This is a genomic window from Caballeronia sp. GAWG1-5s-s (assembly GCF_023631445.1).
Lineage (GTDB): Bacteria > Pseudomonadota > Gammaproteobacteria > Burkholderiales > Burkholderiaceae > Caballeronia.
In genome coordinates, this window is record NZ_JALQDC010000010.1 from 94,112 (window position 1) to 119,794 (window position 25,683).

A 25,683-nucleotide genomic window follows, 5' to 3' on the forward strand; every position below is an offset into this window, starting at 1 on the left:
TGCGCACGCGGCAAAGCAGAGAACGAACGCTTAGTCGTTCTTCGTCTTGACGACTTTCTTGCCACGATAGTAGCCGTTCGGGCTCACGTGGTGACGCAGATGCGCTTCGCCCGTGCTCGGCTCGACAGCCAGCGGCGCCGTCGGGAGGAAGTCGTGGGAACGGTGCATGCCGCGCTTGGACGGCGACTTCTTGTTTTGCTGAACTGCCATGATTACTCCAGAAAAATTTTGCGAATTCTAACACAGGGCGGCCTGTCTCCGCGTTCGCGGAAAACTGCGGCCGTCCCGGCCCACCGCTAGAAGCGGGAGATTGCGTGCGGCGAGGATTCGCCGCACCGCGCCATCAATGCTTCTTGTCGTCCGGACCGCTCGTCTTGAGCTTTTCCAGAACGGCAAACGGATTCGGTTTCTCGGCTTCCTCGCCGCCTTCGTCGGCCTCGTCCTCGGCGCTGCCTGCGAGCAGGCTTTCATGCACTTCCGGACAGACGCTGTGCTTCGGCACGAGCGGCAAGGAAAGCAACAACTCTTCTTCGATCAAGTCGATGAGATCGAACTGGCGCGAGCCGACGATCACTTCGATTTCATCTTCGTCGAGCGGATACTCGTCTGCTTCTTCCTCCGTCGCGACGATCCGATACGTCGCGTCGACGTCGAGATGCTGCGAGTACGGCGAAAGACAGCGCTGGCACGTGAGCCACACCGAACCGTGCACCGCGAGGCGCAGATACGGCTGCGGCGCTTCCGTGCCGTCGTCCTGCAATTCCGGCTGGGTCGAGCCCTCGCCCTGCCAGGTGAAGACCGTGTCGTCCTCTGGCGCGTCCGCCGGTACTTCGGCTAACATGCGCGGCATTTGCGACGTACGCAACGCGCCCGCTGCCTGCCGTTTGTTCTCGGCGAAGTCGTAAAGGTCGAGCGCGCGCAGATCAGCGAGGCTCGCAGGTTTGCCAGGATTCTGAGTCATGCGCGCTCCTGCCTTATGCCGGGTTGTTCGTTCTCTCATCGGCCGACGCAGCGTTTCTTCGTGCGGCTTGCATCGGTTTGCATGCACTCAGTATGCACTGCCCGCCGGCTCAGAGCACGCCAGGCACGTACTCATTTGCATTCCCGCCCGCGCCAATACCCTGACAGCCGATGAAAAGCCCAAAATCATATAGGCTTTATTCTTTCGAGTCAAATAGTTAAGGCTGCGTACGCGGTCTGTGGCTTATCCACCCATTTCACCGGTTTTCAATATGTCGATTCCTCAAGCGCCGCGCCTCGTGCTGGCGTCCAGTTCGCCGTATCGGCGCGAGTTGCTGCAGCGCCTGCGCATTCCGTTCGACGTCGTTTCGCCCGATATCGACGAAGCCCCGCTCGAAGGCGAATCGCCCGAAGCCACCGCCGTGCGCCTCTCGATCGCGAAGGCGCGCGCCGCTGCCGAACGCATGACGGACGCGGCGGACGCGCTCGTAATCGGCTCGGATCAGGTCGCGACATTCGATGGCCGTCAGCTCGGCAAGCCCGGCACACACGACAACGCCGTCGAACAGCTTCGGTCGATGCGCGGCCGCAGCGTCGAATTCCACTCCGCGCTCGCCCTCTTCGACGCGCGCACGGGCGACGTGCAATCCGCCGATATCGTCACGCGCGTGCGCTTTCGCGATTATTCCGACGCCGAAATCGAAGCGTACTTGCGCGCCGAAACGCCCTACGACTGCGCGGGGAGCGCCAAATCCGAAGGTCTGGGCATCGCGCTCCTGGACGCGATCGACTCCGACGACCCGACAGCACTCATCGGCCTGCCGCTCATCGCGCTGACGAAGATGCTGCGAGCCGCCGGCTTTGCGGTTCTGGGGGCGGCATGAGCGGCATCCTCTATTTGATCCCGAACACGCTGGGCGAAGGCGACGCCGCCGCGCTCGCGTCCGTGCTTCCCGAGCCGGTGCGCGCGCAGGCTGCGGCGCTCGGTTACTACATCGGCGAAAACGCGAAGACGACACGGGCGTTTCTGAAGAAAGTCGGCACCGAACGGCCGATTCAGGAAATCGAGATACGCGAGTTGAACGTGAACACGCCGCGCGCCGAAATCGACCGGCTACTTGCGCCGATCCTCGCGGGCACCGACGCCGGCCTCGTTTCGGAAGCCGGCTGCCCCGCCGTCGCCGATCCCGGCGCGCTGCTGGTGCGGCGGGCGCACGAGCGCGGCGTCAAAGTGGTGCCGTTCGTCGGTCCGAGCTCGATCCTGCTCGCGCTGATGGCGTCGGGCATGAACGGCCAGAGCTTCGCGTTCAACGGCTATCTGCCGGTTGACGCAGCGGAACGCGGCAAGCGCCTGCGCGAGCTCGAACAGTTGTCGCGCAAGGCGAATCAGACGCAGATTTTCATCGAAACGCCGTACCGCAATCGCGCGATGCTCGACACGCTCGTCGCGGCTTGCGCGCCTTCGACGCTGATTTGCGTGGCCGTGGACCTGACGCTGCCCGGCGAACAAATCGTCACGCGCACGGCAGCCGACTGGAAAAAGCACGCCGCGCCGGACCTGCACAAGCGCCCGGCCATTTTTCTGCTGCTCGCGTCGTAAGCGCGTTACGAATCAGCGCAACTGCACCTTGCCGCCGAGCGTCAGCGCGCGCACGGCGGCATCGCCCACGGAAGCGCCGAAGCGCCGCACCACGCGCTCGCTGATGCTTTCCTTCTGCGTGTAATCCACGATATCCGGCTGCTTGATGATCTCGCGCGCTACGTAATTCGCGTCGCCGAAGCCGTCCGCGAGACCGAGTTGCACGCTTTTCTCGCCCGTCCAGAACATGCCGGAGAAGAGGTCCGGATCGTCCTTCAGACGCTTGCCGCGTCCCTCTTTCACCGCGTCGATGAACTGCGTGTGAATCTCGTCGAGCATGTCCTGAGCGTGCGCGGTCATTTGCGGCGTTTCGGGCGAGAACGGATCGAACGCGCCCTTGTTCGCGCCAGACGTGTGCATGCGGCGCTGGATGCCGAGCTTGTCCATCAGGCCCGTGAAGCCAAAGCCGTCCATCAGCACGCCGATCGACCCGACGATGCTCGCGCGATCCACGTAGATGCGGTCGGCCGCCGCCGCGACGTAATAGCCGCCCGACGCGCACATGTCGTCGACGACCACGTAAAGCGGCGTCTTCGGATACTTCGCGCGCAGCCGGCGAATTTCGCGATTGATGATGCCCGCCTGCACCGGACTGCCGCCCGGACTATTGATTCGCAGGATCACGCCCGCCGTGCCGTCGTCTTCGAACGCGCTTTGCAGCGCGCCGTCGATGTTGTCGGCGCTCGCGTCGCTGTTCGCGGAGATCTCGCCCTGGAGGTCGATCAGCGCCGTGTGCTTGCCGGACTTGGCGACGTGATCGCCGGTGAAATCGAACACGCCCCACGCGATCAGCCCGAGCACGGCGAGAAAGACGAAGCGGAAAAAGATGCGCCAGCGGCGCGCGGCGCGTTGCTCGCGAATGGCGGCGAGCGCGACGCGTTCCAGCGCGTCGCGCTCCCAGTTGTCGTTGCCGCGCGGGTTGGGCGAAAGGTTATCGGACATGCGTGGTCTTCCGGTCGTACGGCCGGGTCAAAGGAAAAAAGGGGAAATCAGGCGGGGCGAAGCGCGTCGTCTGGCAGCCAGAAGACTGCGCGCCCTTCCGGCGTCTCGCGTTCTTCGACCGCGACGGGTCGAAGCCGCGCGCCGCGGCACGGGCCGCCGACGCACTTGCCGGTGTCCGGCTCGTAGATCGCGCCGTGCGTCGCGCACATCAAGTATAGGCCCGAGCTTTCGAAGAACTGGCCCTCGGCCCAGTCGAGTTCCATCGGCACGTGCGCGCAGCGGTTCAGGTAGCCGTACGGCTTGCCGTCGTAGCGGACGAAGAAAACGACCGCCTCGCCGCTCGCGTCCTGCGCGCCCATCCGCACGCCCGCGCCGCCATCGACCAGTTCGTCCGCTGCGCAGACGCGCACCGCCTCTCGTGTCGGCTCGGTCATGCGTGCTCCCGCAGCCAGCCGGCCAGCGACGCGACGCTATCCGCGCAGAAACGCGGCTGCAACGCGGTGAGCGAATCCGCCGGATGCGCGCCGTACGCGACGCCCACGCCCGCCGCGCCCGCGTTGATGGCCATTTGCAGGTCGTGCGTGGTGTCGCCGATCATCAGCGTGCGGGACAGATCCTGCCCGAGTTCACGCGTGAGTTCCTGAAGCATCGCCGGGTGCGGCTTCGAGAAGGTTTCGTCGGCGCAGCGCGTGCCGTCGAAAACGCTCGTCAGGCGCGACTGATCCAGCGCCCGGTTCAGCCCGACGCGGCTCTTGCCCGTCGCCACCGCCAGAAAATAGCCCTCGTCGCGCAATTCCTGCAGCAGTTCGCGCACGCCGGCGAAGAGCTCGGTTTGCTGGCCCATCGTCAGGAAATGGAAGCGATACCGCTCGGCGAGGCGCGGATAGTCCTTCGTGTCGAGCGTCGGCGCGCAGATTTGCAGCGCGTCCTTGAGACCCAGGCCGATCACGTAGCTCGCGGATTCGTCGGCGGGCACGGGCAGGCCGAGATCGCGGCACGCCGCCTGAATGCTCCGCGTGATATGGACGGTCGAATCCATGAGCGTGCCGTCCCAGTCGAAAACGATCAGATCGAATTGCTGCCGCGCCATTTATGTCTCTCGGTTTTTGAGTTGTTCGATGAAGCGCTTGCACTCGGCGGGCAGCGGCGCTTCGAACTGCAGCGGCGCGCCCGTCGCGGGATGCGTGATTTTCAGTCGATAGGCGTGCAAAAACATGCGCTTGAGCGAAGGCATCGCGCTCGGCCGCGCAAGTTCCTTGTTCAGCGCGAAGTCGCCGTATTTCGCGTCGCCCGCAATCGGCAGGCCGATGCTCTGCATATGCACGCGAATCTGGTGCGTGCGGCCGGTCTTGAGTTCCGCCTCGACCCACGCGTAATCCGTCCAGCGTTCGATCAAGTTGAACACCGTATGCGACGCCAGCCCGTTTTCCTGGACGCGCACGCGCCGCTCGCCGTCCGCCGCCACGTATTTGTGCAGCGGCGCCTTCACGATGCGCCGCCGGCCCCAGTCGCTCGGCCAGTCGCCGTGTCCGAGCGCGTAATATCGCTTGTCGACGCGATTTTCGCGAATCTGCTCGTGCAGATTGACGAGCGCCGCGCGCTTTTTAGCGAGCATGAGCACGCCGGACGTCTCCCGGTCCAGCCGATGCACCAGCTCCAGAAACTTCGCGTGCGGCCGCGCGTTGCGCAATTGTTCGATGACGCCGAACGCGACGCCGCTGCCGCCATGCACCGCGACGCCCGACGGCTTGTCGATGACGATCAGGTGCTCGTCTTCGAAGAGAATCGGGAATTCGGCGGCGGGCGCATTCGACGACACCGGCGCTTCGTCGGCCTGAGCGATGCGAATGGGCGGCACGCGCACGACATCGCCCAACTCCAGCCGGTACGCCGCGTCGATGCGGCCCTTGTTCACGCGCACTTCGCCGCTGCGGAGAATCCGGTAAATATGGCTCTTGGGCACGCCCTTGCAGACGCGCAAAAGGAAGTTGTCGATGCGCTGTCCGGCAGCGGTTTCATCGACTTCGATCATCGACGTGCGCTCGCTTGCAACTTGTTTATGGGATGTTTTGCCTAACTCATTCATTCTGAATATAATTTGCGAGCAGCCTGAAAAGGCCGGACTCGACTCAGTTACCCATGAGGAGCTACGGCGCGATTCATCAGACTGTACAGGTGCAAGCGATAAACCATTATTTTACTTGCGCCCAGGGCCGGTTGCTCGCCCGGAAAATCGAGCAACGAGTTGCACGCACGGCGATATCACCGGCAGGGACGGAGCCCACAGGCGCGTTCGGTCGGGTCGATCGCCGATCGGTAACGGATTTTTGGTCAAAAAGAATTTCATCGGCGAGAACAGATGGCATCCGGGCGTTCAACCGGCTGCCCGCCCAATTTAGCCCTGCCATCGAGCAAGGGGCGAAGACGGCACATCGGGGCTCGCCGATTTGCGAACAACGGCGACGCATCTCGCTGCTGCGCTGATTCCTGCGAAGCGCGAGACGCAAAAAAACGCCGCAACGAGGCGAGACACGGCAAGCAGGCGGGAGCACGTAGCCCGCGGCTGCCGGCGCGGCACGTCCGCGAAGACGAAGATCGGTAACGAAGCATCGCGCCGGTTCGCGCGACACCGCTCTTCCTTTCGCGAACGCCGTCGGGAGGGAAAGGCTCTGTTGAAAGAGCGCTGCGGCTTTCCGTGCGTCCATTTCGAGACGCGGAAAGCCCCGCGCCGCCGTTCGTCCTTGCCACGGGCCGCATCGCCTCCGCGCGCTGCCGTTGTCGCATGTGCCCCTTGGCCCGGCCGCCGCATTCGTCGGCCCGATGCCAGCTTTCGGCAATTCTCCCGCCTAAAATCCGCTCCGGCGTGCTTTTGTGACAACACAAAAAGCGTGGCACGCCCGCCCTCCCGCTTCGCGCCGATGTTCGAATCCGCGCCGATTCGCCAGACGAGGAAGGGTCAAAGCCGCTCTGGAGCCGTTCAATGAAACGCATGCTGTTCAATGCGACGCAGCAAGAAGAACTGCGCGTCGCCATCGTCGATGGACAGAAGCTCATCGACATCGACATCGAAACCGCCGGGCGCGAACAGCGCAAAGGCAACATCTACAAGGGAGTCGTCACCCGCATCGAGCCGTCGCTCGAAGCCTGCTTCGTCAACTACGGCGAAGACCGCCACGGTTTTCTGCCGTTCAAGGAAGTCGCCCGCCAGTATTTCCGCGACGGCGTCGAGATGCGCTCCGCGCGCATCCAGGACGCGCTGCGCGAAGGCCAGGAACTCATCGTTCAGGTCGAAAAAGAAGAGCGCGGCAACAAGGGCGCGGCGCTGACCACGTTCATTTCGCTGGCCGGCCGCTATCTGGTGCTGATGCCGAACAACCCGCGCGGCGGCGGCGTGTCGCGCAGAATCGAAGGCGACGAGCGGCAGGAACTGCGCGAAACCATGGCGCAGTTGGAACTGCCCGAAGGCATGAGCATCATCGCGCGGACTGCCGGCATCGGCCGTTCGGCGGAAGAGCTCCAGTGGGACCTGAACTACCTGATGCAACTGTGGCGCGCGATCGAAGCCGCGTCGCAAAGCGGCGTCGCCGGCCAGCCGATGCTCATCTATCTCGAATCGAGCCTCGTCATCCGCGCGATTCGCGACTACTTCCAGCCGGATATCGGCGAAATCCTCATCGACACGACCGAAATCCATGACCAGGCGCGCGCCTTCATGGATATCGTGATGCCCGACAACCTGCAAAAGGTGAAGCGCTATCACGACGACGTGCCGCTCTTCTCGCGCTTCCAGATCGAGCATCAGATCGAAACGGCGTACTCGCGCACGGTGCCGCTGCCCTCGGGCGGCGCGATCGTGATCGATCACACCGAGGCGCTCGTCGCCATCGACGTGAACTCGGCGCGCGCCACCAAGGGCGCGGATATCGAGGAAACCGCCACGCGCACCAATCTCGAAGCCGCCGACGAAGTCGCGCGCCAGTTGCGCCTGCGCGATCTGGGCGGCCTGATCGTGATCGACTTCATCGACATGGAGTCGGCCAAGAGCCAGCGCGAAGTCGAGCAGCGCCTGAAAGACGCGCTCAAGCACGACCGCGCGCGCGTGCAGATGGGCAAGATCTCGCGCTTCGGCTTGATGGAGCTGTCGCGTCAGCGGCTGCGTCCGGCGCTGTCGGAAGGCAGCCACGTGACCTGCCCGCGTTGCAACGGCACGGGCCATATCCGCGATACCGAATCGTCCGCGCTGCAAGTCCTGCGGATCATCCAGGAAGAAGCGATGAAGGAAAACACCGCGGCAATTCATTGCCAGGTGCCGGTCGAGGTGACCGCCTTCCTGCTGAACGAAAAGCGCTCGGAAATCAACAAGATCGAGTCGCGCTTCAAGGTGAACGTCGTTCTGATTCCGAACAAGCATCTGGAGACGCCGCATTACAAGCTGGAGCGCCTGCGTCACGACGATGCGCGTCTGGACGATCCGCGCGCCTCGTGGAAGATGGCCGTCGAAGCGGCGAGCGAACTCGAATCCGAGACCGGCTACAGCAAGCGCGCCGAGGAAGTGAAGCCGAAGCAGGAAGCGGCGGTCAAGGGCATCACGCCCGAGAAGCCGGCGCCGAGCGCGCCGGTCAAGCCCGCGCCTGTCGAGGCCGCGCCCGCGCCCGCGCCGACCCCGGTGCCGGCAACCGGCGGCTTCATCGCCTGGATCAAAAACCTCTTTGGCATTCAGCCCGAAGTGAAGCCTGCGCCGGCGCCCGTCGAAGCGCAGCCGGCAGCGCGCCCGCAGCGCGAGCGTACGGAACGCGGCGAGCGTGGCGAGCGCACGGGCGGCGGCGACCGCAATCGCAATCGTCGTGGCGGCGCGGGCCGTGAAGGCGCGCCCGCGAATGGCGCGGCGACAGCCGGCAACGGTGCGAGCCGTCAGCCCGCGCGTCGCGAAGATCGCGAAGGACGTGGCACGCGTGAAGGCCGCGAGCCGCGTGAAGGACGCGAAGGCCGTGAACTGCGCGAAGTCCGCGAGCCGCGCGAAGCCCGGGAACCGCGCGAGGCGCGTGAACCCCGCGAGACGCGCGAACCGCGTGAGGCCCGCGAACCGCGCGAGGCTCGTGAGCCGCGTGAAGCGCGCGAACCGCGCGATCGCGGCCAGGAACGTGGCGCCGAGCGCGCACCGCGTCCGGAAGCCGCCGAGCGTCAGGAACGCCGCGAGCGTCCGGACCGTGGGGAGCGTGGCGAGCGCGCCGAACGGACGGACCGTGCCGAGCGTCCCGAACGCGCTGAGCGCCCCGAGCGTGCCGAGCGCCGCAAGCCGCAGCCGGAAGCCGCCGTCGAAGCATTGACGCAAGGCGAGACGGCAGCATCGGAGATCGCGGACACCGCGCCGCTCAATGCCGACGCTTTGCCGCAAGACATCGATGCCCTCTCCGCCGATCAGGCGGCAGCCGCGCGCGAAGGCGAAGAGCGCCGTCGCCGCCGCCGGGGTCGCCGTGGCGGTCGCCGTGATCGCGATGAAGAAGGCATGACGGTGAACCACGCCGCCGATGTCGCGGAAGCCGAAGGCGCAGCCGAAAGCACGTCGGCGCAAGCCGGTGTCTTCGACGCCGAAGCCGCGCAGGAAGCCGCCGCACGCCGTGAAACGCGTCCGGTTGCAGCCGAGTCGGAGCCGGTTGCGGACAGCCGCCAGGCGCAGCCGCAGGAAGTCGCGCCCGTAGCAGCGCCGGCCACGCAAGCCGAGCCGTTGCGAGCGAGCGAAGAAGCGAAGGCAGAAGCCAACGCGGACTCGCAGCCTGCGCCCGATATGTTCGCGAAGCCCGCAGCGGCACCTGCCGTCGAGAACCCGTTCGGGCCGTCGTCGAAGGTCGCGGAAACGAAGCCGGTCGATCCGTTCGCGCCGGTGGTCGTGGACGAGCCGAAGCCCGTCGAAGCTGCGAGCCACGCCGAAACGGCGCCCGAAGCACCCGTGGCACCCGTGGTCTCGGAGCCGGTGAAAACCGCCGCCATCGCTTCGACGCCGGCTGCGACCGCCGTCGAGCCGATCCAGTCGGAAGCCGCGCCGATGGCGCAGCCCGAAGTGACGATCGAGCCGCAGGTTCCGGTCGTGTCGGAGCCGGTGAAGCCTGCCGCGACGCAACCGACGCCCGCCGCATCGTCGACGGGAACGGACGCGTTGAAGCCGATGCTCGACACCGCCGGCCTCGTCTGGGTGAACACGGACGCCGACAAGCTGCGCGCGGCCAATGCCGCCGCCGCGCAGGAACCGGCGCCGGTGCGCGTGCCGCGCGAGCGCAAGCCGCTCCCGCCGCTCGACACCGCCCCGATGCAGCAGGTGGAAACCGGCAAGAGCGCGCACTGACCGGGTCGCGCGGCCGTCTCTCGGGCCGCGCGATGTGGCACGCGAACGCCATCGGCCTCCGGTCGATGGCGTTTTTTCTTTCCGCACTAGTGGAAAGCCCGGTCCGCCGAGCCTGGCCGTGCCCGGCCGGACTTGCCCGCTTCCGCTAAAATGGGCTGATCGCCTTTTGGACCGAAGTCCCGAGCAGCCATGTCCCGACGCATCATCCCGTTAGCCGATGTCAGCGCGATCCCGGATTTCGCCGGCGCCGCCGCAGCGCCATCCGGCTTGCTGACGGACACGCTCGCGCGTCCCCTGCGCGACTTGCGCATTTCGGTCACGGATCGCTGCAACTTCCGCTGCGTCTACTGCATGCCGCGCGATGTCTTCGACAAGGACTATCCGTTTCTCCCCCATTCCGCGCTGCTGTCGTTCGAGGAAATCGAGCGGCTCGCACGCGTGTTCGTCGCGCATGGCGTCGAAAAAATTCGCCTGACGGGCGGCGAGCCACTGCTGCGCAAGAACATCGAATTCCTGATCGGCCGGCTCGCGCAACTGCGCACGCCCGAGGGCCGGCCGCTCGACATCACGCTCACGACCAACGGTTCGCTGCTCGCGCGCAAGGCGCGGTCGCTGAAGGACGCGGGCCTCTCGCGCGTCACGGTGAGCCTCGATGCGCTCGACGACGCCCTCTTTCGCCGCATGAACGACGCCGATTTCGCCGTCGCCGACGTGCTCGACGGCATCGCGGCGGCGCAAGCGGTCGGTCTTGCGCCGATCAAGGTGAACATGGTCGTCAAGCGCGGCACGAACGACCAGGAAATCGTGCCGATGGCGCGCCATTTCCGAGGCAGCGGCGTGGTTCTGCGCTTCATCGAATACATGGACGTCGGCGCGTCCAATGGCTGGAACATGAGCGAAGTGCTGCCGTCCGCAGAGGTGGTCGAGTGCATCGCCGCGCACTTCCCGCTCGCGCCGCTCGAAGCGCACACCGCCGCCGAGACCGCGCAGCGCTGGGGTTATCGGGATGGCAGCGGCGAAATCGGCGTGATCTCGAGCGTGACGCGCGCCTTCTGCGGCTCGTGCACGCGCGCCCGGCTTTCCACCGAAGGCAAGCTGTATCTGTGCCTCTTCGCGTCCGCAGGAAACGACCTGCGCGCCCTCATTCGCGGCGGCGCGAGCGATGAAGACGTGGCCACGGCCATCTCCCGCATCTGGGAAGCGCGCGGCGACCGCTACTCGCAGTTGCGCGGCAGCGCGTCGGCGGCCTCGCGGGAAGACGGTCCGCGCGTGGAAATGTCGTACATCGGCGGCTGAGTTTTTTAAGTGATCGCGACTGCGAGCGCCGCTTCGGCTTCGAACATCACCGGGCTCGTGCTCGCGGGCGGGCGCGGCTCGCGCATGGGCGGCGTCGACAAGGGCATGCAGCCGTTTCTCGGCGAACCGCTCGCGCTGCACGTGCTGCGCCGCCTGGCGCCGCAAGCGAGCGCCATGCTGATCAGCGCCAACCGGAACATCGACGCGTATTCGAAACTTGCCGCGCCGTTCGGCGCCCGCGTGATCGCGGACACGCTCGGCGACTACCCCGGCCCGCTCGCGGGCATCGCGGCGGCTTTGCGCGCGGCGCACACGGAGTTCGCGCTGATCGCGCCGTGCGACGCGCCGTTCGTCGATGAACGGCTCGGCCTTCTGCTCGGCGAAGCGCTCGACGCCGAAAACGCCGACATCGCCTATGCCGCGACGATCGAACCAGCCGGCGAACGCATCGCGCATCCGGTCTTCGCGCTCGTTCGCGCCTCGCTCGCCGACGATCTCGACGCCCGGCTCGCGGCCGGCGAGCGCAAAGTTCGCGCGTGGTACGCGCGCCACAAGGCGGTGCAAGTGCCATTTCACGAGGATCGCGCGTTTTACAATATTAATGATTTACGCCAGCTAGCCGAGCTGGAGCGCCGGTAACGAGACGCCCGGCGCTCGCACAGCGTTGCGCCAGCCCACCGGCGGCCTTTCGTCACGCGGCGTCTGCCGCTTCTCGCGCACGTCGCGCCTCACGCCAGTTCATGACCACGTTGAAGCCACTGTCCGGTTGCGTCGCTCACTACGATCCGAATGCGTTGCCCGTCGAGGCGGCGCAGGAAATCGTGCGTCAATGGGCGATGCCGCGCGGGCAGGCGCAGGTGGAGCGCGTCGCCCTCTTCGATGCGCTGAACCGCGTGCTCGCCGCAGACGTCGTCTCGCCCATCGACGTGCCGGCGTTCGACAACTCCGCGATGGACGGCTATGCGTTCTCCGGCGCGGCGCTCGCGTCGGCAACGCAGTCTTTAACGCTCGAAGTCGCGGGCGCCGCGCTCGCCGGCCGGCCGTTCACGGGTCGCCCGACGCCGAGCGAATGCGTGCGCATCATGACCGGCGCGCTGATGCCCGAGGGCTGCGATACCGTCGTGCCGCAAGAACTCGTCACCCGCGAAGGCGACGCGATTCGCTTTCCCGCCGATGCCGTCCGCGCGGGCCAGAACCGGCGTCTGTCGGGCGAAGACCTCGCGCGCGGCAAGCCGGCGTTGCGCGCGGGCCGCATCGTGCGCGCGTCCGATCTCGGCTTGCTGGCGTCGCTCGGCATCGCGGAGATTGACGTGCAAAAGCGCCTCGTCGTCGCGTTCTTCTCGACCGGCGACGAACTGCGCTCCGTCGGCGAACCGCTGACGCCCGGCACGCTGTACGACAGCAATCGCTACACGCTTTTTGCGATGCTGCGCCGGCTGAATGTCGAAACCGTCGATCTGGGCATCGTCCGCGACGATCGCGCGTCGCTGGAAAAAGCGCTGCGCAAGGCGACGGAAGCGGCGGACGTGGTCATCAGCTCGGGCGGCGTGTCCGTGGGCGACGCCGACTTCACCCGCGAACTAATGAACTCGCTCGGCGACGTGGCGTTCTGGAAAATCGCGATGCGCCCCGGACGACCGCTCGCGTTCGGCCGTTTGTGGTCCGGTCCGCGTGCGGGCACCGGCAAGTCGGCGCTCTTTTTCGGCTTGCCGGGCAATCCGGTCGCGGTCATGGCGACCTTCTACTTCATCGTGCGCGAGGCGCTCATCGCAATGTCCGGTGCCGCGCGGCAAGCGCCGATCGTGATCCGGGCGCGTTGCAGCGAGCCGCTCCGCAAGCGCGCGGGCCGCACCGAGTTTCAGCGCGGCATCGCCACGCGCGACGCCGCCGGACTGTGGCGCGTCGTGACGACCGGCCCGCAAGGGTCGGGCGTGCTGAGTTCGATGAGCGATGCGAACTGCTTCATCGTGCTGGAACACGCCCGCGCCGATGTCGACGCGGGCGACGAAGTGAACATCGTGCCGTTCGACGGCCTCATCTGACAGCGAACAGTTAATAGCGAACTCATCATGCGCGAAGCCGCGGCGACCCACATTCCAACTATCGATAGACGGGGTTCTCCTCCCATGAAAAAGCAGATCTCATCCATCGCACCGGGACAGACGGCCAAGGCGCTGATCCTCGTGTATCTGACCTTCAGCGTGCCGATCGTGCTGCTCGGCGTCGTGGTCGCATTCGTGCGCTACGGCTCAGTCGAGGTGAGCACGGTCACGAGCGCGCTGCTCCTCAACGCGATTCTCGGCTTCGTGCTGCTGTGGATTGCCTGCCACGCGTATAACTGGGTGGCGTCGCGCTTCGGCGGCATCGAAATCGTGCTGTCCGACGCACCGGAAGAAGCATGAGCGCCGCGTCCATTCGACCGGCCACGCCCGCCGACATCGGCGCCATCTACGGCCTGATGCTCGAACTCGCGGAGTTCGAGAAGCTCACGCATCTCTTTATCGTGACGCAGGACGGCTTGCGCGACGCGCTCTTCGGCGCGCGCCCGGCAGCGGAGGCGCTCGTCGCGGAGCAGGCAGGCGAAGTCGTCGCCTATGCCCTCTTCTTCCACAACTTCTCGACCTTTCTCGGCAAGCGCGGTCTCTATCTCGAAGACCTCTACGTGCGCCCTGCGCTGCGCGGCAGCGGCGTAGGCACGATGATGCTGAAGAAACTGGCCGCGCTCGCCGTCGAGCGTCAGTGCGGACGCTTCGAATGGTCGGTGCTCGACTGGAACCAGAACGCCATCGACTTCTACGAGAAGATGGGCGCGACGGTGCTGCCGGACTGGCGCGTTGTGCGCATTACCGGCGATTCGCTGGATCGCCTCGCGGACGGCGCCGCCTGAGCGCGCTTCACACTTCGTCGTCGCTCTCGGGCGACGACAGATCTCCGAGCACGCCCGCCGCCTTCTCGTGCGGCAGCGCCTCCACGTCGCGCAGGCGCTTGCCCATCTGACGCGTGCGCGTCTGCGCCGCCTCGATCGACCGCGTGACGGTTTCCAGCTGCGCCTTGGTGCGCGCGAGCACGTCGCCGAACTTGCCGAACTCAGTCTTCACCGCGCCGAGCACTTGCCACACTTCGCTCGACCGCTTCTCGATGGCGAGCGTCCGGAATCCCATTTGCAGGCTGTTGAGCAGCGCGGTGAGCGTCGTCGGGCCAGCGACGCTCACGCGGTACTCGCGTTGCAAGAAGTCGCTCAGGCCCGGGCGACGCAGCACTTCCGCGTACAAGCCTTCGGTCGGCAGGAAGAGCAACGCGAAATCCGTCGTATAAGGCGGCGCGACGTACTTCTGCGCGATCGCCCGGGCCTCAGCGCGCAAGCGTCCTTCGAGCGCACGCGACGCCTCCTCCACCGCGACGGGATCGGCGCGCTCTTGCGCATCGATGAGACGCTCGTAGTCTTCGCGCGGAAACTTGGCGTCGATGGGCAGCCACACGGGCGTCGCGACATCGCCCGATGAACCGGCGATACCCGGCGCGTCGTGCCGGCCCGGCAGCTTGATCGCGAACTCGACGCGTTCGTTGCTGTTCGGCACGGTCGCGACGTTCTTCGCGTACTGGTCGGGCGTGAGCAACTGCTCCAGCAGCGATTCAAGTTGCACTTCGCCCCAGATGCCGCGCGTCTTGACGTTGGTGAGCACCTTCTTCAGATCGCCGACGCCCGCAGCCAGCGACTGCATCTCGCCCAGCCCGCGATGCACCTGCTCCAGCCTTTCCGACACCAGCCGAAACGATTCGCCGAGCCGCTGCTCCAGCGTCGCGTGCAGTTTCTCGTCGACTGTGCGGCGCATTTCTTCGAGCTTCGCGGCGTTGTTCGCTTCGATGTCCTTAAGACGCGCTTCCAGCGTCGCGCGCACTTCCGCCAGACGCCGGTCGTTCGCTTCCGAAAGTTGCGCGAGATGCAGCGTCATGGAATCGGCGAAACGCTTGAGCGCGTTGCTCTGATCCTCGCGCGCCTGCTGGCTCTGCTGCGCGAGTTGCTGGGCGAGCGCGTCGAACTGCGCGTTCTGCACGCTCGACGTGCTCGCCAATTGCGTGGCGAGCGTCTGATGAAACTGCGCGAAGCCGCCCTGCGATTCCATGCGCGAGACGCGTGCATGTTCCGCGATATCGCCGCGCAGTCCGCGTTCGAGCCGCTCCTGCGCGCGCGCATGCGCTTCGCCCATGTCGTTTACGCGATCGGTGAGCGCGGCGAATTCCTCGTCGATATCGACAGACGCGCCACGCCGCATGACAGCGACGAGCGCGATCAACGCGATGACGAGCGCGACCGCCAGCAACGCGAGCGCGCCGTACAGCAATTCGATCATGAGCCGAGCACGCCGGGGTTGATCGGATTCGGCGGATTGCCGGCGCGCGGGCCTTCGCCGAGCGCGGCGATCAGATTGTCCGCGGCGAGATTCGCCATCGCGCGACGCGTTGTCTCCGTCGCGCTCGCGATATGCGGCGTGAGCACGACGTTCTCCAGCGCGAGGAAACCGGGATTCAGATTCGGTTCGCCTTCGAACACGTCGATGCCCGCTGCCGCGATGCGCTTGTCGCGCAGCGCTTCGATCAACGCCGCGTCATCGACGATTCCGCCGCGCGCGATGTTCGTCAACGTGGCCGTCGGCTTCATCAGCGCGAGCTCGGCCGCGCCGATCGTGTGGTGGCTTTCCTTCGAGTACGGCAGCACGAGCACGACGTGGTCCGCGCGCTTGAGCAGATCTTCCTTCGACGCGTATTCCGCGTTGAGCTGCGCCTCGATCTCGGGCGCGACGCGCGAGCGGTTGTGATAGATCACCCGCATGTCGAAGCCGCTCGCACGCCGCGCGAGCGCCTGCCCGATGCGTCCCATGCCGATCACGCCGAGCGTCGAGCCATACACGTCGACGCCGAGAAACGAATCGTAGGACCACTTCTGCCACTTGCCCGCGCGCAGAAAGTGCTCCGACTCGGTGACGCGGCGCGCCGCCGCCATCATCAGCGCCCAGCCGAAATCGGCGGTGCTTTCGTTGAGCACATGCGGCGTGTTAGTGCCGAGCACCTTGTGCGCGTCGAACGCCTGCATGTCGAAGTTGTTGTAGCCGACCGCCATGTTGGCCACGACTTTCAGGTTCGGGGCGCCCGCCAGTTCCTTCTCGCCGACCATCTCGCCGGCCGTGAACGCGCCGTCCTTATCGGCGAGCCGGCGCGCGAATTCGTCTTGCGGCAGCACGTCGCCCAGGTTCACGTCGACTTCGAAATACTGTTTCAGGCGCTCGATCACGTCAGGAAACGTAGGGCGAGCCACAAGCACTTTCTTCATCTCATGCTCCTAGAAAAATAGCCAGCCGGTGACGGCGAAAAGCGGCAACAGCACGACGCACGACCAGCCGAGGTAGCCGAAGAAACCCGGCATGCGCACGCCGCGCGATTCCGCGATCGCCTTCACCATGAAATTCGGCGCATTGCCGATATACGAATTCGCGCCCATGAACACCGCGCCCGCCGAGATGGCGGCGAGCGTCGTGGCGCCCGTGGTCATCAGCGTGTTTGCGTCGCCGCCCGCGAGGTTGAAGAACACGAGGTAGGTCGGCGCATTGTCGAGGAACGACGAGAGCAGCCCCGTCGCCCAGAAATAGGCGAGATGAGCAGGCTCGCCGTTCGCATCCGATACCGCGCGCACGATTGCGGCGAACGCCCCCGCCTCGCCGGCACGGAGGATGGTGATGACCGGCGCGATGGTGACGAAAATCGCCGCGAAGAGCTTGGCGACTTCGATCATCGGCGCCCAGTTGAATGCGTTGCCCGCGCGGGCGCGCTTGGGCGTGAGCGCGAGCGAGGCAAGGAGCACGAGCACCAGCGCCGCATCGCGCACGACGTTCTGCAACGCGACGTGCGTGCCGAATACATCGAATGCGACGCCCGGCTTCCACAAGCCGCTCATCAGCACGAGCCCGATGATGACCGCGAGCAGTGCGAAGTTGATGGTGCCGTCGACGCCGAGCGTGGGCGTGTCCGGCGTCGGATCGAGAAACGGCCGCCGCGACTCGCCTTTGCTATGCCAGAAGTAGCTGTCGAGCGCGTAGAAGAGCGCGAGCAGCACGCCGCAAACGAAGAGCGTCGGCAGCGCGAGATGCAGCGTCGTCCAGAAGAAATCGACGCCGTTCAGAAAGCCGAGAAAGAGCGGCGGGTCGCCGAGCGGCGACAGGGAACCGCCCGCATTCGCCACCAAAAAGATGAAGAAGACGACGACATGCGCGACATGCTTGCGATTGTCGTTGGCCCGCAAGAGCGGACGGATCAGCAGCATGGCCGCGCCCGTCGTCCCCATGATGCTGGCGAGCGCGGTGCCGAGCGCGAGCAACGCGGTGTTCACGCGCGGCGAGCCGTGCAGATTGCCGCGCACGCAGATGCCGCCCGCCACCGTATAGAGCGCGGCGAGCAAGATGATGAACGGCACGTACTCTTCGAGCATCGCGTGGACGAGCACGCCGAACGCCGTGCCGATGCCGAACGCGAACGCGAACGGGACGAGGAACGCCAGCGCCCACGCCGCCGCGATCTTGCCGAAATGGTGATGCCACACTTTGCCGGCGACGAGCGGAAACACCGCGATGGACAGCAGGATGCCGATGAACGGAACGCCCCACGCCGCCGACAGCGACGCGCCGTCGAGCGCGGCGGCCGAAGCGTCGGAGATCGCGCATAGCGACAGCAGAAAGCCCAAAACGAAACGCGGCACTGTCCTCACGCTCCCCGCACGATGATGGCGTGGACACGATACGGGCCATGCGCGCCGAGCACGATGGTCTGTTCGATATCGCCGGTGCGGGACGGCCCCGACACGAAGTTGACGGCGCGCGGCAACTCGCCCCGCTCGGCGCGCATCAGCGCGAAGGCGTCTTCGTGCGCGGCGACGATGCGCGACGCCGGCACGATGGCGATATGCGTCTGCGGCAGAAGCGCGCCGGACGCGGGCGTCTCCGGTCCCGACAGCAGCACGATGGAGCCGGTCTCCGCTGCCGCGCAAAAGCAGCCGGTGATGCCGACGAGGTCCGCATCGACGGGCTTGCGCAGCGACGCGGCGATGCCCGCTTGCATCCACGGCAGATCAGCGAGCGCCGGCCACGCGACGACATGGCGCGACAGCCCGAGCGCGTCGAGATAGCGCGCGGCTTCGGCGGGAGCGTCGGCAAGCGCCTCGACTTCCGCGACGCTCGTCGAAAGTCGCTCGGCCTCCAGACGAAATCGCGCGATCAGTTCGTCGCGCGTGGCGGGAAGCGGCGGACGCGGACCGGCGGGATGACGCGCGAGATACTCTTCCACAGCGGCACGCTCGGCCTCGGTCGGCGCGCCTTTCCTGCCCTGCGCGCTGCGAATGCGCGCGAGAATGTTGCGGCGCGCGGCCGATGTGTCCATGGTGCCGTCCTCGTGGATGCGTGCGTGGGAACGTCGCGGCGGTGTCTGCGCGACGTAAGACTGAAGCCGATTATATCGACCGGTCCGGGCGTACGGACCTCGGCCGAACGGCATAGGCCGCGTGCGGTGTCAGCTTTCCTCGACCGGCTGCTCGATGCCGAACACCTGACGCAAGTAAGCGAGATACGCCTTGTCGTCGCACATGTTCTTGCCGGGCGAATCGGAGAGCTTCGCCACCGGCTGGCCGTTGCAGCGGACCATCTTGATGACGATCTGCAGCGGCTGATAACCGAGATCGTTCGTGAGATTCGTGCCGACGCCGAACGCCAGCTGGCAGCGGCCACGGAAACGCTCGTAGAGTTGCAGCACCTTGGGAATGTCGAGCGCGTCCGAAAACACGAGCACCTTCGTGCGCGGATCGCAGCGATTTTCTTCGTAATGCCGGATGAGGCGCTCGCCCCAGTCGAACGGATCGCCCGAATCGTGGCGCGCGCCGTCGAAGAGCTTGCAGAAGTACATGTCGAAGTCGCGCAGGAACGCCTTCATGCCGTACACGTCCGACAGCGCGATACCGAGGTCGCCGCGATATTCCTTCGCCCACATCTCGAAGCCGAAGATCTGCGAATCGCGCAGGCGCGGTCCCAGCGCCTGACACGCCTGCAAATACTCGTGCGCCATCGTGCCGAGCGGCCGCAGGCCGTGCTTCATCGCGTAGAACACGTTGCTCGTGCCCGCGAACTGTTCGCCGAGCCGCTCCTTGAGCGTCAGCACCACTTCCTCGTGCCACTGCTTCGAGAAACGGCGGCGCGTGCCGTAATCGGCGATCTTGCAGTCCGAGTACTCGGGCGGCGTGGCGAGCAGCTTGATCTTGTCGCGCAGGCGCTCGCGGCCGGTTTCGTACTCCGGCCGACGCTGCGTGTTGCGGAAGTAGACCTCGTTGACGATCGCGAGCACCGGAATCTCGAACAGGATCGTATGCAGCCACGGCCCTTCGATCAGGATGTCGATCTCGCCGTTGTTCTTCGGCGATGGCGAAATCCGGATGGACTTCTCGTTCAGATGAAAGAGCGCGAGAAAGTCGATGAAATCGCTCTTCATGAAGCGCATGCGCCGCAGATAGTCGAGCTCTTCTTCACGGAAGCGCAGATTGCAGAGCTGGCGCACTTCGTCGCGAATCTCGTCGATGTACGGCACGAGATCCACATTCGGCGTGCGGCAGCGGAAGCGATATTCCACGTGCGCAGCCGGGAAGTGATGCAGCACGACCTGCATCATCGTGAACTTGTAGAGGTCGGTATCGAGCAGCGAATTGATGATCATGGTTTGGCTGGAACATCGAGCGATGAGACCGCGCGCCGTCTTGCTGCGGCGTGCCTTGGGGCCATGTTACCCGAATGCGCGGACCGGCAAGACGCTCGCCGACCCTTTTTGGCAACCGCGCATACATACATTCCAAAACGATATAAGGCACGTCCCGCGGCGGTCGCGCCCGTTTTGACCGTTACGCTACAATACGCGTTTCGGCGCGCGTACCCGCATTGGCCCACGCAGGCTGCCGGACGCCGCCCCCACGAATTCCGCATGCAGGAGCCTGAATGACTCACGTTGTGACCGAAAGCTGCATCAAGTGCCGCTACACCGACTGTGTGGATGTGTGCCCGGTGGATTGCTTCCGTGAAGGTCCCAACTTTCTCGCGATCGATCCGGACGAGTGCATCGACTGCGCCGTGTGCGTGGCCGAGTGCCCGGTGAATGCCATTTACGCCGAAGAAGACGTGCCCGGCGACCAGCAGCAGTTCATCGAACTGAACGCCGATCTCGCGCGCAACTGGCCGAGCATCACGAAGACGAAGGCGCCGCTGCCCGAAGCCGACGAATTCAAGGACGTGAAGGACAAACTGAATCTGCTCGAGCGTTGAGGCGTACGGGCGTCCTTCTGCGGTCGGCTTCTGCGGTCAGCTCTAGGACGAGTTCGCGTCGCTGCAAAAAGGTGTTTCGAGTGAAGAATCGGCGTTGACAGGGTAAGAGACGCTCCCTATAATTCCGCTTCTCTGCTGTAGATGTTCCCCGATAGCTCAGTCGGTAGAGCGCCGGACTGTTAATCCGTAGGTCCCTGGTTCGAGCCCAGGTCGGGGAGCCAAAAAATTCAGCAAAGCCCAGTCAACTTACTGGGCTTTTTAGTCAGTTTCACTGTTGTAGATGTTCCCCGATAGCTCAGTCGGTAGAGCGCCGGACTGTTAATCCGTAGGTCCCTGGTTCGAGCCCAGGTCGGGGAGCCAAAAGCTCCAAGCAAAAAGCCCAGTCATGCGACTGGGCTTTTTGTTTTGTGGCCATCCTCGTGTCCCAGCGGGCCGTTTATGCAGACACTGCGTTTCCGTTCGATAATTCCGTCACGTTTTGTTGACGCTAACGGCGACAGTGACGCAAGGGGAAACGCAGATGCGGTGGCTGATTCTCATGCTGTTTATCGCGTGTGCCGCGTACACGCACTGGCGGGGCAAGGTGCGCCACGGTTTCTTCCGGCAGCTATCCGACCACTCGACGTTCATGTCGCCGGTGAACGGCTTCGTGTATCTCTTCTCGCGCGTGCCGTCCACGCCGTATCTTCACCCTTCCCTGTTTCCGGATCTCGCCCCGATCAAGGCGCACTGGCAGACGATTCGCGCGGAAGCCCTCGCCTTGCACGAAGCGAGCAAGATTCAGGCGGCCGGCGCCTACAACGACATCGGCTTTAATTCGTTCTTTCGGCGCGGCTGGCGGCGCTTCTATCTGAAGTGGTATGACCGGCCGCATCCGTCGGCGGTCGGGGTCTGCCCGAAGACGCTCTCGATTCTGCAAAACATCCCGAGCGTGAAAGCCGCGATGTTCGCCATGCTGCCGCCCGGCGGCACGCTCACGCTGCATCGCGATCCGTATGCCGGGTCGCTGCGTTATCACCTCGGGCTTGTGACGCCGAACGACGACGGCTGCGCGATCGTCGTGGACGGCGAGCGCTACTCGTGGCGCGACGGCGAGGAAGTCGTCTTCGACGAAACCTATCTGCACTGGGCCGAAAACACGACGGACAAAGACCGCATCATTCTGTTCTGCGACATCGAGCGGCCGATGAAATACCGCTGGGCGCAGGCAGTGAACAACGCAGTCGGCGGCTTTCTGATGCGCGCGGCCGCGTCGCCTAACGAAACCGGCGACCGCACGGGCGGCCTGAATCGCGCGTTCAAGTATCTGTATTCGATCCGGCTCGTCGGCAAGCGGCTGAAGGCGTGGAACCGGACCGTGTATTACATCGTGAAGTGGCTGCTGTTCGGCGGCATCGCGGTCGCAATTTTCTGGCGCTACTGAATCCACACGACGGTCAGCGAGCGCACGCCCTGCGCGCCGCGAATCAGCACGCCTTCGATATCCGCCGTCGCGGACGGACCGGTCACCAGCACGGCATAGCGCGCCGACTGGAAGTCGGGCCGTCGATACACCTGCTGCAAGCCGTCGACGAGTTGCGCGGGATCGAGCAGCACCACGAGATGCTGCACGAGATAGCCGATCGAATTGACGACGTACTCGTCTTCGCTGAACCAGACGGACCCGGTCTCCGCGACGCCGAAACGCCCGCGCACGACGCCCACATCGACATCTTGCAGCGACGCGGGAGGCGTCTCGCGCGACAGCGTACGCGTGCCTTCGATACCCGGCACGGCAGAGGCCACCACCGCCTCCGCGCCGAAACGCGCGGCGATCATCTCTTTGACTTCGTCGAGGCTGTGCGCGTGCGCTGTGGTACCGCCCATCGCGGTCAGCGCGGCGATGAAGCGCGTCTGCAGATCGCCTTCGGGCGACGGGAAAATCGGCAGTTCGGGGCGCGGACGCGCTGCGGGCTGCGCGGCGCGAATCTTTGCGAGAAAGGCATCGCGGGTCGTCATTTGGCGGGCTTCCGGTTTTTCTTGTACCACTCGTGAAAGGTCTCGGCCGGCGCTTCGGGCAAGTCTCGACCGCGGCCCCAGATGTTGAGCGGGTTGTACAGCACGAAGTTCGGCAGCCGCTTCAGCGCGCCGCCGAGCGACGCGACCGTCGCGCGGTAAAGCGTCGGGCTCGCGAGCAGACGCCCCGCCATCTTCAGCACTTCCTGCTTCACGAACGGCACTTCGTGACGCTCCGCGATCACGGCGCGCCACTTGTAGATCTGCTCGTGGATGTTGACCTTCGTCGGGCAGACGTTCGTGCAACTGCCGTTGAGCGTCGAGGCGAACGGCAGGCTGCTGTAGCGCTTGAGATCGTAAGTCGGGTTGATGATCGCGCCGATCGGCCCGGAATACGTGCCGCCATACGACAGCCCGCCGCTTCGCCGATACACCGGACACGTGTTCATGCACGCGCCGCAGCGGATGCACTTGAGCGAATACCAGAAGTCTTCGAGCGCGAGCCGTTCCGAGCGTCCGTTGTCGACGAGGATGAAGTGCATCTCCGTGCCCGGCCGCGGCGCGCGAAAGTGCGACGTGTACTGCGTGATCGGCGAGCCGAGCGCGCTGCGCGAGAGCATGCGCACGAATACGCCGAGATCGGCGATGGTCGGAATCAGCTTCTCGATGCCGATGGACGCGATATGCAGCGGCGGCACGTTCGCGGAGAGATCCGCGTTGCCCTCGTTCGTGCAGACGACGACCGTCCCCGTCTCCGCCACCGCGAAGTTGCAGCCCGTCATGCCTGCCGTCTTTTCACGCACGAAGTACGGCCGCGTGTTCATGCGCTGGCTTTCCGCCAGATAGTGGATGTCGCTGTTCTTCGGATCGGTGCCGATGGTCTTGCCGAAGAGTTCCGCCACGTCCGCGCGCAGCTTGTGGACGGCCGGCACGACCATATGGCTCGGGTCCTGATGATCCAGCTGCTGAATGCGCTCGCCCAGATCGGTTTCCATCACCGTGATGCCGCGCGGCTCCAGATAGTCGCGCATGTAGCACTCGTCGGTCAGCATCGACTTGCTTTTGACGAGCGTGGTCATGCCGCGCTCGCTCATCAGCTTGTAGACGAGCGCGTTGTGCTCTTCCGCGTCCGCCGCGAAATGCACGACGACGCCGTTTTTCTCGGCCTGATCCGCGAACTGCGCGAGGTAATCCGCGAGATGGGACAGCGTGTGTTCCTTGATGCCCGATGCCAGATTGCGCAGCGTTTCCCACTCGGGAATGCCGTGCGCCTGCGCGTCGCGCTTCGAACGCAAGTCCCAGAGACGCTTGTCGTGGAACGCGACGTGGTCGGCTTTCTGCAGGAACGCGCCCGCAGCCTTCGCGTGATCGATGCGAACGGTCTTCGTCATGCCCGCGCTCCGTTCAGAACCTGCGCAATGTGGATGAACTTCGCGTCGAGCTTCATGCGCTCGGCGCAGCCCTGCTGATGCATGAGACACGACATGTCGCCCGAGACGATGTACTCCGCGCCCGCGCCGATGTGGTCGCGCACCTTGTCCTGCCCCATGCGCACGGACACGGCCTCTTCGGTGACGGAAAACGTGCCGCCGAAGCCGCAGCATTCGTCGGGCCGCGCGGGCGAGACGAACTCGATGCCCTTCACGCGTTCGAGCAATGCGCGCGGCTTCGAATACGGCGTTCCCGCGACTTCCGAGTTCGACGTCTCGCGCAGATGCCGCACCGCGCTGCAACTGTTGTGCAGGCCGACGCGATGCGGGAATTCGGCCCACGGGAAGTCACGGACCTTCAGCACGTCGTGCAGGAACTCGACCAGTTCATAGGTGCTTTTGCGCACCTTCTGGACCGCGCTCGTCTGCTCGATGGCCGTGAAATGCTCGCGCACGTGATGCGTGCAACTCGCCGACGGGCCGACCACATAGTCGTAGTCCGCGAAGTTTCGGGCGAACACGCGCTCCGCGCCGGCCGCGTCCGCGTGCGCGCCGCTATTGGCCATCGGCTGGCCGCAGCATGTCTGGTCCTGCGGATAGTCGACGTCGAGGCCGAGCCGCTCCAGCAATTCCAGCGTGGCGATGCCGATCTGCGGATAAAACGCGTCGATGAAACAGGGGACGAAAAGGGCAACTTTCATGGTGATCGCTTGGCGGACATTCCGCGTTGGTCAGCTTGGTCTGACCAAGACTTTAGGGAAGCGGCGCTTTCGTGTCAAACTAGGGTAATCCAAAGCCTCTCGCCGTGTTGCTCCAACCGATGACCTTCCAGCCCGTCCACTCGCACGCCTACGCCCGCGTGCGCCTCTCCGATGTCGTGTCCGGCCAGATTCGTCAACTGATCTCGAACGGCACCCTCCTGCCCGGCCAGCGGCTGCCCGCCGAGCGCGATCTCGCGGAGCAGTTGAACGTGTCGCGGCCATCGCTGCGCGAGGCGCTCATTCGTCTCGAATCCGACGGATTCATTCGCGCGGCGGGGCGCGGCGGCTTCGTCGTGTCGGACGTGACGGCGCCGCTCGTGTCGCATCCGCTCGCCGCACTGCTCGAACAGCAGCCCGACGCGAGCGCCGACGTGCTCGAACTGCGTCACGGCCTGGAAACGCTCGCCACCGCCTACGCCGCCGAACGCGCCACCGATGCCGATCTCGCGCGCATTGCCGCCGCGTTCGACGCGCTGCAAGCCGCGGTCGAGCAGAGAAGCACGCGCATCGCGGAAAAAGACGCCGCCTTCCATCTCGCCATTGCCGATGCGACGCACAACATCGCGCTGACGCACGTGATGCACGGCCTGAACGAAGTGATGCGCGAGTCGATGCTCACGTCGCATCGCCTCGTCGATTACGACGACGCCGTGGAGGCCGATCTGCTGGCGCAGCATCGCGCGATGCTCGATGCCATCGTGGCGCGCGATCCGGCCCGCGCGCGCGACTGCGCGGGCGCGCATCTGGACTACGTGCGCGCGTTGTATCGCGACCGGCCGGCGAAGAAATCGCGCGACGGCGTATCTCATGATGGCATGACGAATCCGTAACGCCGCCGTAAGACCCGATAGGACAGCGCCTACACGCATTTCGGACGGGCACCGCTAACGCGGGCCTTCACGGTCCGCGATACTGGAACCGTCGAAAACAAACATGCGCAAGGAGGACGATATGCCTTACCTACTCGGATGGCTGC

The 25,683-nt window shown here is 65.2% G+C and carries 25 protein-coding genes and 2 tRNA genes; 13 read left to right on the forward strand and 14 right to left on the reverse strand.

Annotated features, from left to right (window positions below; all coding sequences use genetic code 11):
* Nucleotides 1-30: 30 nt before the first annotated feature.
* Both rpmF and NCR34_RS09910 read right to left on the reverse strand, forming a co-directional pair.
* On the reverse strand, nucleotides 31-210 hold the full coding sequence (gene rpmF / locus NCR34_RS09905) for a 50S ribosomal protein L32 (RefSeq protein ID WP_159836666.1): 180 nt from the start codon (nucleotides 208-210) through the stop codon (nucleotides 31-33).
* A 133-nt stretch (nucleotides 211-343) separates the two neighbouring features.
* Nucleotides 344-961 (reverse strand): DUF177 domain-containing protein, encoded by a 618-nt coding sequence (locus NCR34_RS09910; RefSeq protein ID WP_175944479.1) that lies wholly within the window; start codon nucleotides 959-961, stop codon nucleotides 344-346.
* Between the two features lie 271 nt (nucleotides 962-1,232).
* Here NCR34_RS09910 and NCR34_RS09915 point away from each other — a divergent pair, with 271 nt between their 5' ends.
* Nucleotides 1,233-1,844 (forward strand): Maf-like protein, encoded by a 612-nt coding sequence (locus NCR34_RS09915; protein ID WP_250499756.1) that lies wholly within the window; start codon nucleotides 1,233-1,235, stop codon nucleotides 1,842-1,844.
* The gene (locus NCR34_RS09920) at nucleotides 1,841-2,560 is read left to right on the forward strand and encodes an SAM-dependent methyltransferase (RefSeq protein ID WP_250499757.1); all 720 of its coding nucleotides are present in this window, start codon (nucleotides 1,841-1,843) and stop codon (nucleotides 2,558-2,560) included. Before NCR34_RS09915 ends, NCR34_RS09920 begins: the two co-directional genes overlap by 4 nt.
* Nucleotides 2,561-2,572: 12 nt before the next feature.
* Here the strand turns inward: NCR34_RS09920 and NCR34_RS09925 are convergent, their stop codons facing one another.
* Genes NCR34_RS09925 through NCR34_RS09940 form a run of 4 tightly spaced genes read right to left on the reverse strand, consistent with a single transcriptional unit; the run spans nucleotide 2,573 to nucleotide 5,627 of the window.
* Nucleotides 2,573-3,541 (reverse strand): S49 family peptidase, encoded by a 969-nt coding sequence (locus NCR34_RS09925; protein WP_250499758.1) that lies wholly within the window; start codon nucleotides 3,539-3,541, stop codon nucleotides 2,573-2,575.
* A gap of 47 nt (nucleotides 3,542-3,588) precedes the next feature.
* On the reverse strand, nucleotides 3,589-3,975 hold the full coding sequence (locus NCR34_RS09930) for a Rieske (2Fe-2S) protein (protein WP_250499759.1): 387 nt from the start codon (nucleotides 3,973-3,975) through the stop codon (nucleotides 3,589-3,591).
* On the reverse strand, nucleotides 3,972-4,631 hold the full coding sequence (locus NCR34_RS09935) for an HAD-IA family hydrolase (protein WP_175944490.1): 660 nt from the start codon (nucleotides 4,629-4,631) through the stop codon (nucleotides 3,972-3,974). Before NCR34_RS09935 ends, NCR34_RS09930 begins: the two co-directional genes overlap by 4 nt.
* Entirely contained in the window at nucleotides 4,632-5,627 is a 996-nt protein-coding gene (locus tag NCR34_RS09940; protein ID WP_248320253.1) for an RluA family pseudouridine synthase, read from the reverse strand.
* Nucleotides 5,628-6,521: 894 nt separating this feature from the next.
* Here NCR34_RS09940 and NCR34_RS09945 point away from each other — a divergent pair.
* The 6 genes from NCR34_RS09945 (at nucleotide 6,522) to NCR34_RS09970 (ending at nucleotide 14,064) form a co-directional block, all read left to right on the forward strand.
* Nucleotides 6,522-9,881, forward strand: coding sequence for an Rne/Rng family ribonuclease (locus tag NCR34_RS09945; protein WP_250499760.1), 3,360 nt, complete (start codon nucleotides 6,522-6,524; stop codon nucleotides 9,879-9,881).
* A gap of 189 nt (nucleotides 9,882-10,070) precedes the next feature.
* Nucleotides 10,071-11,177 carry a GTP 3',8-cyclase MoaA gene (gene moaA, locus NCR34_RS09950; protein ID WP_250499761.1) on the forward strand — a complete coding sequence of 369 codons (1,107 nt, stop codon included), beginning with the start codon at nucleotides 10,071-10,073 and terminating at the stop codon, nucleotides 11,175-11,177.
* 84 nt (nucleotides 11,178-11,261) lie between these two features.
* Nucleotides 11,262-11,816, forward strand: a complete 555-nt coding sequence (gene mobA, locus NCR34_RS09955) for a molybdenum cofactor guanylyltransferase MobA (protein ID WP_284506529.1) — start codon at nucleotides 11,262-11,264, stop codon at nucleotides 11,814-11,816.
* A gap of 101 nt (nucleotides 11,817-11,917) precedes the next feature.
* Nucleotides 11,918-13,219 (forward strand): molybdopterin molybdotransferase MoeA, encoded by a 1,302-nt coding sequence (gene moeA, locus NCR34_RS09960; RefSeq protein WP_250499763.1) that lies wholly within the window; start codon nucleotides 11,918-11,920, stop codon nucleotides 13,217-13,219.
* Nucleotides 13,220-13,303: 84 nt separating this feature from the next.
* Nucleotides 13,304-13,579 carry a hypothetical protein gene (locus NCR34_RS09965; RefSeq protein WP_049655276.1) on the forward strand — a complete coding sequence of 92 codons (276 nt, stop codon included), beginning with the start codon at nucleotides 13,304-13,306 and terminating at the stop codon, nucleotides 13,577-13,579.
* Nucleotides 13,576-14,064: a GNAT family N-acetyltransferase gene (locus tag NCR34_RS09970; protein WP_250499764.1), complete on the forward strand. Its 489-nt coding sequence runs from the start codon at nucleotides 13,576-13,578 to the stop codon at nucleotides 14,062-14,064. Before NCR34_RS09965 ends, NCR34_RS09970 begins: the two co-directional genes overlap by 4 nt.
* Nucleotides 14,065-14,071: 7 nt before the next feature.
* On the opposite strand, the gene NCR34_RS09975 is transcribed toward NCR34_RS09970, so the two are convergent.
* From NCR34_RS09975 to pncB, 5 genes are all read right to left on the reverse strand, one after another.
* Complete coding sequence (locus NCR34_RS09975) at nucleotides 14,072-15,529, reverse strand: DNA recombination protein RmuC (protein WP_250499765.1); 1,458 nt, start codon at nucleotides 15,527-15,529, stop codon at nucleotides 14,072-14,074.
* On the reverse strand, nucleotides 15,526-16,506 hold the full coding sequence (locus NCR34_RS09980; protein WP_250499766.1) for a 2-hydroxyacid dehydrogenase: 981 nt from the start codon (nucleotides 16,504-16,506) through the stop codon (nucleotides 15,526-15,528). Before NCR34_RS09980 ends, NCR34_RS09975 begins: the two co-directional genes overlap by 4 nt.
* A gap of 9 nt (nucleotides 16,507-16,515) precedes the next feature.
* Nucleotides 16,516-17,934, reverse strand: coding sequence for a sodium:proton antiporter (locus NCR34_RS09985; protein WP_502800068.1), 1,419 nt, complete (start codon nucleotides 17,932-17,934; stop codon nucleotides 16,516-16,518).
* A complete protein-coding gene (locus tag NCR34_RS09990) occupies nucleotides 17,931-18,602 on the reverse strand; it encodes a LutC/YkgG family protein (RefSeq protein WP_250499768.1) in 672 nt (223 codons plus the stop codon). Before NCR34_RS09990 ends, NCR34_RS09985 begins: the two co-directional genes overlap by 4 nt.
* Nucleotides 18,603-18,731: 129 nt before the next feature.
* Nucleotides 18,732-19,922: a nicotinate phosphoribosyltransferase gene (pncB, locus tag NCR34_RS09995; RefSeq protein ID WP_244846936.1), complete on the reverse strand. Its 1,191-nt coding sequence runs from the start codon at nucleotides 19,920-19,922 to the stop codon at nucleotides 18,732-18,734.
* Between the two features lie 275 nt (nucleotides 19,923-20,197).
* On the opposite strand from pncB, the gene fdxA reads away from it, so the two are divergent.
* The 4 genes from fdxA to lpxO all read left to right on the forward strand — a co-directional run bounded on the left by fdxA (nucleotide 20,198) and on the right by lpxO (nucleotide 21,944).
* A complete protein-coding gene (gene fdxA / locus NCR34_RS10000) occupies nucleotides 20,198-20,521 on the forward strand; it encodes a ferredoxin FdxA (protein WP_175944513.1) in 324 nt (107 codons plus the stop codon).
* A gap of 145 nt (nucleotides 20,522-20,666) precedes the next feature.
* Nucleotides 20,667-20,742: transfer RNA gene (locus NCR34_RS10005), tRNA-Asn, on the forward strand.
* Between the two features lie 63 nt (nucleotides 20,743-20,805).
* Nucleotides 20,806-20,881, forward strand: a tRNA-Asn gene (locus tag NCR34_RS10010).
* Nucleotides 20,882-21,041: 160 nt separating this feature from the next.
* Complete coding sequence (lpxO, locus tag NCR34_RS10015) at nucleotides 21,042-21,944, forward strand: lipid A hydroxylase LpxO (RefSeq protein WP_250499769.1); 903 nt, start codon at nucleotides 21,042-21,044, stop codon at nucleotides 21,942-21,944.
* On the opposite strand, the gene NCR34_RS10020 is transcribed toward lpxO, so the two are convergent.
* From NCR34_RS10020 to NCR34_RS10030, 3 genes are read right to left on the reverse strand one after another with little or no spacing between them, the layout of a single operon-like run.
* Nucleotides 21,938-22,519, reverse strand: a complete 582-nt coding sequence (locus NCR34_RS10020; protein ID WP_250499770.1) for a LutC/YkgG family protein — start codon at nucleotides 22,517-22,519, stop codon at nucleotides 21,938-21,940. The genes lpxO and NCR34_RS10020 overlap by 7 nt on opposite strands.
* Complete coding sequence (locus NCR34_RS10025) at nucleotides 22,516-23,907, reverse strand: lactate utilization protein B (protein ID WP_175944519.1); 1,392 nt, start codon at nucleotides 23,905-23,907, stop codon at nucleotides 22,516-22,518. Before NCR34_RS10025 ends, NCR34_RS10020 begins: the two co-directional genes overlap by 4 nt.
* Nucleotides 23,904-24,647 carry a (Fe-S)-binding protein gene (locus tag NCR34_RS10030; RefSeq protein ID WP_250499771.1) on the reverse strand — a complete coding sequence of 248 codons (744 nt, stop codon included), beginning with the start codon at nucleotides 24,645-24,647 and terminating at the stop codon, nucleotides 23,904-23,906. Before NCR34_RS10030 ends, NCR34_RS10025 begins: the two co-directional genes overlap by 4 nt.
* 119 nt (nucleotides 24,648-24,766) lie before the next feature.
* On the opposite strand from NCR34_RS10030, the gene NCR34_RS10035 reads away from it, so the two are divergent.
* On the forward strand, nucleotides 24,767-25,537 hold the full coding sequence (locus NCR34_RS10035) for a FadR/GntR family transcriptional regulator (protein WP_248320264.1): 771 nt from the start codon (nucleotides 24,767-24,769) through the stop codon (nucleotides 25,535-25,537).
* Nucleotides 25,538-25,683: the final 146 nt, after the last annotated feature.